9 protein-coding genes are annotated in these 9,605 nt (G+C 70.9%); 8 read left to right on the forward strand and 1 reads right to left on the reverse strand.

The genetic code is table 11. The features are described 5' to 3' along the window. The 6 genes from ACLU3S_RS33310 to ACLU3S_RS33335 all read left to right on the forward strand — a co-directional run. A partial coding sequence (locus tag ACLU3S_RS33310) for an ATP-binding cassette domain-containing protein (protein ID WP_413955717.1) occupies positions 1-583 on the forward strand: 583 nt, incomplete at its 5' end. Beyond that, the gene (locus ACLU3S_RS33315; protein ID WP_413955718.1) at positions 583-753 is read left to right on the forward strand and encodes a hypothetical protein; all 171 of its coding nucleotides are present in this window, start codon (positions 583-585) and stop codon (positions 751-753) included. The genes ACLU3S_RS33310 and ACLU3S_RS33315, both read left to right, overlap by 1 nt. Then, the gene (locus ACLU3S_RS33320) at positions 750-2,522 is read left to right on the forward strand and encodes an ABC transporter ATP-binding protein (protein WP_413955719.1); all 1,773 of its coding nucleotides are present in this window, start codon (positions 750-752) and stop codon (positions 2,520-2,522) included. The genes ACLU3S_RS33315 and ACLU3S_RS33320 overlap by 4 nt, the downstream gene beginning before the upstream one ends. A 516-nt stretch (positions 2,523-3,038) precedes the next feature. Further along, on the forward strand, positions 3,039-5,111 hold the full coding sequence (locus ACLU3S_RS33325; protein ID WP_413955720.1) for a M4 family metallopeptidase: 2,073 nt from the start codon (positions 3,039-3,041) through the stop codon (positions 5,109-5,111). Positions 5,112-5,359: 248 nt separating this feature from the next. Next, a complete protein-coding gene (locus ACLU3S_RS33330) occupies positions 5,360-7,015 on the forward strand; it encodes a M4 family metallopeptidase (RefSeq protein ID WP_413955721.1) in 1,656 nt (551 codons plus the stop codon). 66 nt (positions 7,016-7,081) lie between these two features. Next, positions 7,082-7,603 carry a DUF1990 domain-containing protein gene (locus tag ACLU3S_RS33335; protein ID WP_413955722.1) on the forward strand — a complete coding sequence of 174 codons (522 nt, stop codon included), beginning with the start codon at positions 7,082-7,084 and terminating at the stop codon, positions 7,601-7,603. A 266-nt stretch (positions 7,604-7,869) separates the two neighbouring features. Here ACLU3S_RS33335 and ACLU3S_RS33340 read toward each other — a convergent pair whose 3' ends face one another. Further along, entirely contained in the window at positions 7,870-8,127 is a 258-nt protein-coding gene (locus ACLU3S_RS33340; protein ID WP_413955723.1) for a hypothetical protein, read from the reverse strand. A gap of 77 nt (positions 8,128-8,204) precedes the next feature. Here ACLU3S_RS33340 and ACLU3S_RS33345 point away from each other — a divergent pair, with 77 nt between their 5' ends. Beyond that, positions 8,205-8,645, forward strand: coding sequence for a DUF1266 domain-containing protein (locus tag ACLU3S_RS33345; RefSeq protein ID WP_413955725.1), 441 nt, complete (start codon positions 8,205-8,207; stop codon positions 8,643-8,645). 556 nt (positions 8,646-9,201) lie between these two features. Continuing rightward, positions 9,202-9,483 carry a hypothetical protein gene (locus ACLU3S_RS33350; protein ID WP_413955724.1) on the forward strand — a complete coding sequence of 94 codons (282 nt, stop codon included), beginning with the start codon at positions 9,202-9,204 and terminating at the stop codon, positions 9,481-9,483. Positions 9,484-9,605: the final 122 nt, after the last annotated feature.

Consider the following 9,605-nt stretch of genomic DNA (forward strand, 5'->3'; position numbering starts at 1 on the left):
GTACGGGCCGACCGACGCCACCTGGGGCGGGGTCCGGCTGGACGCGGTCCCGCTGGACGACGTACGCGAGCGCATCCTGGTCGCGGACAACGAGGCGGATCTGTTCGCCGGGCCGCTGCGCGAGGTGGTGGCCGCCGCACACACACCCGGCGAGGGCGCCCTGCGCCGGGCGGTGCACGCGGCCGCCGCCGAGGACGTCGTGCGCGCTCTGCCTGAGGGGCTGGACTCCCCGGTGGCCGGCCAGGGCCGCAGCCTCTCCGGCGGCCAGCGGCAGCGCGCGCGTCTGGTGCGGGCGCTGCTGGCCGACGCCGAGGTGCTGCTCGCGGTGGAGCCGACCTCGGCCCTGGACGCGCACACCGAGGCGGCGGTGGCCGAACGGCTCCGCGAGGCCCGCCGGGGCCGTACGACGGTCGTGACCAGCACCTCGCCCCTCGTCCTCGACCGCGCGGACACGGTCGTCTTCCTGGTCGACGGAAAGGTCGCCGCGACCGGCCCCCACCGGCGCCTGCTGGCCGAGGAACCGGCCTACCGCGCCCTGGTCGCCCGCGACGCGGAGGTCACGGACGCGGAGGAGGTCGCGTGATGACATCCGGCGAAGGGCTGTCACCGGTCGCGGCCCGCGAGCGCGTGCGGGCCCTGCCCACCGCCGAAGTGCCGCCCACCGCGCGCCACACGACGCCGCCGGCCACCGGCCCGCGGCGGCAGCTGTCCACCCACGACACCACCTGCGGCACGGAGAGGACCGGACGATGACACCGGGCGAGGGGCTGCTGCCGGTCGCGGGCCGCGCGCAGGTGCGGCGGGCCGTGGTGCGGCTGGTACGGGCCGACGGGCGCGCGTTCGGCGCCGTGCTGGTGCTGAACGTCGCGGCGGCGGGGGCGGGGCTGGCCGGGCCGTGGCTGGTCGGCCGGATCATCGACGAGGTACGCGCCGGGCACGGGGTCGGCGCGGTGGACCGGCTGGCCCTGTGGATCCTGCTGTGCTCGCTGGCCCAGCTGCTGCTGGCCCGCTGGGCGCGCTACGTGGGGCACCGGTTCGGGGAGCGCACGCTGGCCCGGGTGCGCGAGGAGTACGTCGAGCGGGTGCTGGCGCTGCCCGCGTCCGTGGTGGAGCGGGCCGGCACCGGCGACCTGACCGCGCGCGGCACGGCGGACGTGTCGACCGTCGGCACCACGCTGCGGGACGTCGGCCCGGAACTGCTGGTCTGCACCGTGCAGGCGCTGTCCGTGCTCGGCGCGGTGTTCGCGCTCGACCCGCTGCTCGGCGCCCTGGGCCTGCTCGGGCTGACCCCGATCTGGCTGGCGCTGCGCTGGTATCTGCGGCGCGCCCGGGACGGCTACCTCGCCCAGGGCGCCGCCACCTCGGAGGTCGCCGAGATCGTCGCGGCGACGGCGACGGGCGCCCGGACCGTCGAGGCGTTCCGGCTCCGGCGGCGGCGCATCGCGGCGAGCCGGGACGCGCTGGAGAGGTCCCGCCGGACCCGGCTGTACACGCTGTTCCTGCGGACGGTGTTCTTCCCGGCGGTCGAGGTGACGTACACGGTCCCGGTGGTCGGGGTGCTGCTGCTCGGCGGGTGGCTGCACGGGCGGGGCGTGGTCGGTGTCGGCGCGGTGGTGGCGGCCACCCTGTATCTGCGGCAGTTCGTCGAGCCGTTGGACCAGATCCTGATGCGGGTGGAGCAACTGCAGGACAGCAGCGCCTCGTTCGCGCGGGTGGAGGGGCTCGCGAAGGCGCCCCGCTCGGCACCGGAGCGGGCCGGCGCGGTCCCGGCGGACGACCGGATCGACGTGCGCGGGGTGCGCTACGCCTACGAGCGCGGTGGCGAGGTGCTGCGCGGGGTGGATCTGACGGTGCGGCCCGGCGAACGCCTCGCCGTGGTGGGCCCGTCGGGCGCCGGCAAGACGACCCTCAGCAGGCTGCTCGCGGGCATCGACCGGCCCGGTACCGGCACGGTGACCGTGGGCGGGGTGCCGGTCGCCGAGCTGACGCCGGAGCTGCTGCGCCGCCAGGTCGTCCTGGTCACCCAGGAACACCACGTGTTCCTCGGCACCGTCCGCGACAACCTCCTCATCGCCGATCCGGCCGCCACGGACGCCGGCCTGTGGGCGGCCCTCGCGGCCGTGGGCGCCGACGACTGGGTCCGCGGCCTGCCGGACGGGCTCGACACCCGCCTCGGCGCGGGGGGCCGGCCCACCGACGGCTCGCAGGCGCAGCAACTGGCCCTCGCCCGGGTGGTGCTGGCCGACCCGCACACGCTGATCCTCGACGAGGCGACCGCCCTGCTGGACCCGGCGACGGCACGCCACACCGAGCGCGCCCTGGCGGCCGTCCTGCGGGGCCGCACGGTCATCGCCATCGCCCACCGCCTCCACACGGCCCACGACGCCGACCGCGTGGCGGTCATGGAGGACGGCCGCCTCACGGAACTCGGCACCCATGACGACCTGGTGGCGGCCGGCGGGGCGTACGCGGCGCTGTGGCGCACCTGGCACGGGGACGGCGGCGACAGCGGGCCGTCCTGAACGAGGACGGGGCCGACATCGGGCCGTACTGAACGGCGACAGCGGCGACAGCGAGTCGTTGTGAACGGAGACAGCAGCGGCAGCCAGTCGCCCTGAAAGTGCATGGCGGCGCGCGCTACTGAACCGGTACGCAGCGCACGGCCGCCGAACCGCCGCGACAGCCTGCGGTTGCGAACGGCCACGCGGCGTACGGGCGCTGAACGGCGGTGCAGTGCGGTCCTGAACCGCCGTACAGTGCCCGGCCCTGAAACCCGCGCACCCCCGCCCGTCCGCATACCGAACATGAATATCCGGTCAACGAACCATTTCCGGCCAAGTTTTTGACGCGGTCCTGACACTGGCAGGATTCCCTGCCACTCTTCCCACGGCCGCCTCACAGCACCCCCACAGCTCCACCCCCGACCTGAGCGGCCCCGCACCTGGTTCCGCGCAACGCCCAGTTCTGCCCGGACGCCTCAACCCACCGTCCGGTCTCCCCTGGCCGCGCACACCGCGGTCACGCAGAAGGAGTCAGTGTTGAGAAGCAATTCCTCTCGCGGACGCACCTCCCACACCCCGCCCCCCATCGCGCACCACCCCACGTCCCACCGCCGCACGGCCACCGTGGCCCTCGCCGGCGTCGCCGCCCTGATCGCCGCCGCCGTGCAGTCGGGCGCGGCCAGCGCGGCGCCGGCGGCCGCACCGCAGGCCGGCCGGGCCAACCCGTCGCACATGTCCCTGCGGCTCACGCCCTCGCAGCGCGCCGAGCTGCTGCGCGACGCCGACGCCGCCAAGGCCGCCACCGCGCGGTCGATCGGCCTCGGCGGCAAGGAGAAGCTGGTCGTCAAGGACGTCGTCAAGGACGCCGACGGCACCGTGCACACCCGGTACGAGCGCACCTACGCCGGCCTGCCGGTCCTCGGCGGCGACCTGATCGTGGACTCGAGGTCCGGCAAGACCATGGAGGTGATCCGGGCGAGCCGCGCGGCCCTGAACGTCGCCGGCCTCACCCCCGCCGTGTCGAAGGCCGCCGTCGAGAAGCAGGCCGTCCAGCGGGCGAAGGCGCTCGGCGGGACGAAGCCGGCCGCCGACTTGGTCCGCAAGGTGATCTGGGCGGCGAGCGGCAGGCCCGTGCTGGCGTACGAGACGGTGGTCGGCGGGCTGCAGGACGACGGCACCCCGAACCAGCTGCACGTCATCACCGACGCCACCACCGGCAAGAAGCTCTTCGAGTACCAGGGCATCGAGACGGGCGTCGGCAACACCCGCTACAGCGGCCAGGTGACGCTCACCACGACCCAGTCGGGTTCGACGTACACGCTGACGGACGGGGCGCGCGGCGGTCACAAGACGTACAACCTGAACCACCGCACCTCGGGCACCGGGACGCTGTTCTCGCAGTCGAACGACACCTGGGGCGACGGCACCAACTCCAACGCGGCCACCGCGGGCGCGGACGCCCACTACGGCGCGCAGGAGACCTGGGACTTCTACAAGAACACCTTCAACCGCAACGGCATCCGCAACGACGGTGTCGGCGCCTACTCCCGCGTCCACTACGGCAACTCGTACGTGAACGCGTTCTGGGACGACAGCTGCTTCTGCATGACCTACGGCGACGGCTCGGGGAACAACGACCCGCTGACCGCGCTGGACGTGGCCGGGCACGAGATGAGCCACGGCGTCACCTCCAACACCGCGGGCCTGGAGTACAGCGACGAGTCCGGCGGCCTGAACGAGGGCACCAGCGACATCTTCGGCACCGGCGTGGAGTTCTACGCCAACAACTCCTCCGACCCCGGTGACTACCTCATCGGCGAGAAGATCAACATCAACGGCGACGGCACCCCGCTGCGCTACATGGACAAGCCCAGCAAGGACGGCGGCTCCGCCGACTCCTGGTACTCCGGCGTCGGCGACCTCGACGTCCACTACTCCTCGGGCGTCGCCAACCACTTCTTCTACCTGCTGTCCGAGGGCAGCGGCACCAAGGTCATCAACGGCGTGACCTACAACTCCCCGACCGCCGACGGCCTTCCGGTCACCGGGATCGGCCGGGACAAGGCGCTGCAGATCTGGTACCGGGCGCTCACCACCAAGTTCACCTCCACCACCGACTACGCAGGCGCCCGCACCGGCACCCTCGCGGCGGCGGGCGAGCTGTACGGCACCTCCAGCGCCGAGTACAAGGCGGTGCAGGACGCCTGGGCCGGCGTGGCGGTCGGCTCCCGCTCCGACGGCGGGGGCGGCGGTGGCGGCGGCACCGTGTACGACAACAACACGCCGGTGGCGATCCCGGACAACGGCCCCGCCGTCACCTCCAGCATCACCGTCTCCGGCCGGACCGGCAACGCGCCGGGCACCCTCCAGGTCGGCGTGGACATCACGCACACCTGGCGGGGCGACCTGGTGATCGACCTCGTCGGCCCCTCCGGCACGGCGTACCGGCTGAAGAACTTCAGCTCCTCCGACTCCGCGGACAACGTCAAGCAGACCTACACGGTCAACGCCTCCGCCGAACCGGCCAATGGCACCTGGACGTTGCGGGTGCAGGATCAAGCCACGTACGACACGGGCCGGCTCAACAGCTGGAAGCTGACGTTCCCGTAAACCGCACCTCGCGGGCCTGGTGACTCCGCGCCGTCCGAGGGTCCGGCCCCCTCGGACGACGCTCGTCAACACCCCCGCAACGTTTCCCGGACAGTCGACTTTCGGCCAACATCACTTCAGGGACCTGACATGTACGCGTCCTAGATGTCACTCTCTCTCCACCCGCCGCAGCACAGCAACTTCGCAACGCCACACTCTCCGGCCAGTAACCCCACGCTGACCGGACTCCCCCACGAGAAGGAGCTTGCGTGAGCCCCCTCTACGCGCGTCACAAGCGCACCACCCTGGCCATCGCCACCGCTGTCGCCGCCGGAGCCCTCCTCTCCACCGGTCTGGCCGCGAGCGCCTCCGCCCAGACCCCGGCCGCTGCCGCCGAGCCCCTCGCCGCCGCCCCGGTCCCGCTGTCCGGCGCCGCGCACACCGCCCTGATCCAGCGGGCGCAGTCCGACGCCTCCGCGACCGCGCGGAAGATAGGCCTCGGCGCCAAGGAGAAGCTGGTCGTCAAGGACGTCGTCAAGGACGCCGACGGCACCGTGCACACCCGCTACGAGCGCACCTACGCCGGCCTGCCCGTGCTCGGCGGCGACCTGATCGTCCACACCGCCAAGTCGGGCAGGACCGAGGGCGTCACCAGAGCGGTCAAGGCGACGATCAAGGTGTCCACGCTCAAGCCGCAGATCACCGCCGCCAAGGCCGAGAAGCAGGCGGTGTCCGCCGCCAGGACGCTGGGCTCCGCCACGTCCGCCGCGGACGGCGCACGCAAGGTGATCTGGGCCGGCTCCGGCAAGCCCGTCCTCGCCTACGAGACGGTCGTCGGCGGCCTGCAGGACGACGGCACCCCGAACCAGCTGCACGTCATCACCGACGCCGCCACCGGCAAGAAGCTCTTCGAGTACCAGGGCATCGAGAACGCCACCGGTACCGGCAAGAGCCTGTACTCCGGGACCGTCAGCCTGAACACCAACCTGTCGGGCTCGACGTACCAGCTGTACGACACGACCCGGGGCGGTCACAAAACGTACAACCTGGCGCACCGGACCTCCGGCACCGGCACCCTGTTCACCGACGCCGACAACGTCTGGGGCACGGGCAAGGCCTCCAGCTCCTCGACGGACCAGACGGCCGCCGTCGACGCCGCCTACGGCGCGCAGGAGACCTGGGACTTCTACAAGAACACCTTCGGCCGCAACGGCATCAAGAACAACGGCGTCGGCGCCTACTCCCGCGTCCACTACGGCAACTCGTACGTGAACGCGTTCTGGGACGACAGCTGCTTCTGCATGACCTACGGCGACGGCTCCGGCAACACCCACCCGCTGACCGCGCTCGACGTGGCCGGGCACGAGATGAGCCACGGCGTCACCTCCAACACCGCGGGCCTCAACTACACCGGCGAGTCGGGCGGCCTGAACGAGGCCACCAGCGACATCTTCGGCACCGGCGTGGAGTTCTACGCCAACAACTCCTCCGACCCCGGTGACTACCTCATCGGCGAGAAGATCAACATCAACGGCGACGGCACCCCGCTGCGCTACATGGACAAGCCCAGCAAGGACGGCGGCTCGGCGGACTACTGGTCCTCCTCGGTCGGCAACAAGGACGTCCACTACTCGTCCGGCGTCGCCAACCACTTCTTCTACCTGCTGTCCGAGGGCAGCGGCGCCAAGGTCATCAACGGGGTCTCGTACAACTCCCCGACGTACAACGGCTCCACGGTCACCGGCATCGGCCGCGCCAAGGCGCTGCAGATCTGGTACAAGGCGCTGACGACGTACATGACGTCGACGACCAACTACAAGGCCGCCCGCACGGCGACCCTGAACGCGGCGTCCGCCCTGTACGGCTCCAGCAGCACCGAGTACAAGACGGTGGCCGCGGCCTGGTCGGCGGTCAACGTCAACTAGGACGAAGGCACACTGGGCGGCACCCGGACGGAGGGCGTTCCGGGTGCCGCCCTACGCTTGTGACCCATGTCCTCGGCGCCCTTCACCTACGAGCCGGTCGGCGCGACCCGCGACGACCTGGCCTTCTGCCCGCCCGGCTTCCACCCGATGCTGGTGCGCACGCGCATCGGAGAGGGGCACGAGGTCTTCGACCGGGCCGCCGAGGCGGTCCTCACCTGGGAGATGCACCGCACCCTCGGCGTCGGCGTCGACGCCACCGCCGACCGCGCGGCCCCCGACGTCGACGTCACCATAACCCTGGCCGGCGTCATCAAGGCCCCCTGCCGCATCATCTGGACCACCGAGGAACCCCGCCGCGCCGGCTGGGCCTACGGCACCCTCCGCGGCCACCCCGAATGCGGCGAGGAGGCCTTCCTCGTCGACCGCACGGGCGACGGCACGGTCTGGCTCACGATCGCCGCCTTCAGCCGCGCGGCCAAGTGGTACACCAAGGCCGGCGGCCCGGCGACCCGCGGCTTCCAGCACGCGTACGCACGCCGCTGCGGCAAGGTCCTGCGGGAGATGTGCGCCGGGTTGTCGGAGGAGTGAGGCGACCGTCCCGTGCCGGGACTTTGCCGAGTGGCTGTGCCCGGTCACTCTCGACGAGGACGTGAGGCAACCGCCCCGTGAACGGGCCCCGTCGAATGACCGTGTGGCCATGCCCCATCCCTCCCCATAAGGTCGTCTCGACGCTCCCGGCGATGTCGTTGACCCCGCCCTCTCCCATCCGGCAAGCCCTACCTCGGGGCCGGCTACACGTACACCGTCTCCGTCGCGGTGGCTGAGGCCCAAGCCGGACTGTGAGCGCCTGGAAGTCACCGGGCGATCGAGGCGACCCCGAAGGCCACGATCATCCCGGTCGGCAGAATCACCGCTCCCACAGCAGTCAGCAGGCCCGCCTTCAAAGACTTCTGTTCCGCCACTCTGAAACTGACCATCACAGCAGGAACGAGACAGGCCAACAGAAGAAGTATTCCGGGCGCAAGGATGGAAAGTGCCGCAAAAGGGAGAAATATCGCCCCTGAGGCAATCAGCGTAGCCATCTTCCACGAGGTTTTCTCTGCGGCCTTCACGCAAAGAAGAGTCACCAGAGCATGCCAGAGAAGGAAGAGCGGTCAACGTCATCCGGGCCAGGTCGGAGGGGTCTGTCATCGTCACGGAAGACGGCGTCACCAGGACCGACCCTCGACCCGAGTCCGAGGTCGAGGCCCAGGTCGAGGGAGTGCAGCGGCTGATCGGGCGCATCACCCGCTACGAGGCCCGACTGCGGGCCGACGGTGTGCTCGACGAGAACAAATACGTCACCTCCGTCGACGCCTGGGACCTCGGACGCGCCTCGAAGATGGCCCGCTGGGGCCTCGGAGCCCGGTTCGGCACGCTCAACGAGGCCGAGTCCGCCGTCATCCAGGCCGGCCAGGCCGCCGCCCGGTCCTACAAGTCGTGGCAGGATTTCTCCGCCGCCTACATCCTCGGACGCTGCCTCCACTTCGACGACGAGGAATTCGGCGACTGGTACCAGGACATGGTCGACGCCCATCGGATCCTGATGACCGAGCCCGGCAGTCCCTGGCTCAACATCCCCTTCCGATGAACGCGTCACCCGAGCCCGCATCCCCACTCGCGAGTCCAATGACCCGGCCGCGGCCTCTCACCGTCCAGACCGGATCCTTCAGCCCCTTCGGCCCGACCACCGAAGCCGGCCGTCGACCCGATCCGACGGCCACCACTCAGGTGAGCCGGCCTGGGCAGGAATCAGAATTCCGCCAAGCTACGCGCCTGATCTCGTGTCGCGTTGCTATGGACAACACATGATGTGATGCTCTGACACATGGCAGATCACGGGGGTGACACCGGCCTGTCGGGAGACATACGCAGGTCACGGCTGTCGGGGTACGCGGACATCACCATGCCGGGGCCGGCTCGGGCGCCCGCACCGGATGTCCACAACACCCGTACTTTGCCGAAGCGTTCACCGTTCTTTGCTCAGGGCCTGGCGTCGCCTGCTCTCCTGGAAGCGGCGGCCGTACCCCGCAGGCATCGCGCATGCGCCACTGCAGGGACGGTGGAACCGGTACGCGGATGACTGACGTACTGCATAAACGGGTTTCAGAAGCCGGGAGTTGACGACCGACGGGGGAGGGGCGTTCATGACGTCACCGGGTGGGGGCGGTCAGCCGGATCTGCGGGTGCAGGGGCTGGGCCTGATCGCGGAGGGCATCAACAAGGCGCTGGCCGAGCTGGATGCGTTGGGCACGATGAAGGGCTGGGCGGGGGCGGGCCGGGGTTTCACCGGTTTGGAGATGGACGGCAAGGACGCCGGCGACGACCGTCTCGGGGCGATGCTGCACACCTTCTGTGAGCGCTGGCAGTGGGGGGTGCGGGCGCTGGTGGAGGAGGGCAACGTGGGTGATGTGGCTGGTGGTCACTGATGTCGTTCACCAGCAAGTTCAACCATGTGGCCGGTGCGCTGAAGTCAGGATACGACCATGCGAAGCGGACCACCGGTCACCTCGTCGACGAGGGCGCCCACGGGGTGGCCGACGGCCTGGAC

It is taken from the genome of Streptomyces sp. AF1A, assembly GCF_047340315.1.
Lineage (GTDB): Bacteria > Actinomycetota > Actinomycetes > Streptomycetales > Streptomycetaceae > Streptomyces.

Bases quoted from the DNA above. Each gene is read 5' to 3' on its own strand.
- ACLU3S_RS33335 (WP_413955722.1), top strand. From the start codon at position 7,082: ATGTCCTCGGCGCCCTTCACCTACGAGCCGGTCGGCGCGACCCGCGAC.
- ACLU3S_RS33350 (WP_413955724.1), top strand. From the start codon at position 9,202: ATGACGTCACCGGGTGGGGGCGGTCAGCCGGATCTGCGGGTGCAGGGG.
- ACLU3S_RS33315 (WP_413955718.1), top strand. From the start codon at position 583: ATGACATCCGGCGAAGGGCTGTCACCGGTCGCGGCCCGCGAGCGCGTG.
- ACLU3S_RS33320 (WP_413955719.1), top strand. From the start codon at position 750: ATGACACCGGGCGAGGGGCTGCTGCCGGTCGCGGGCCGCGCGCAGGTG.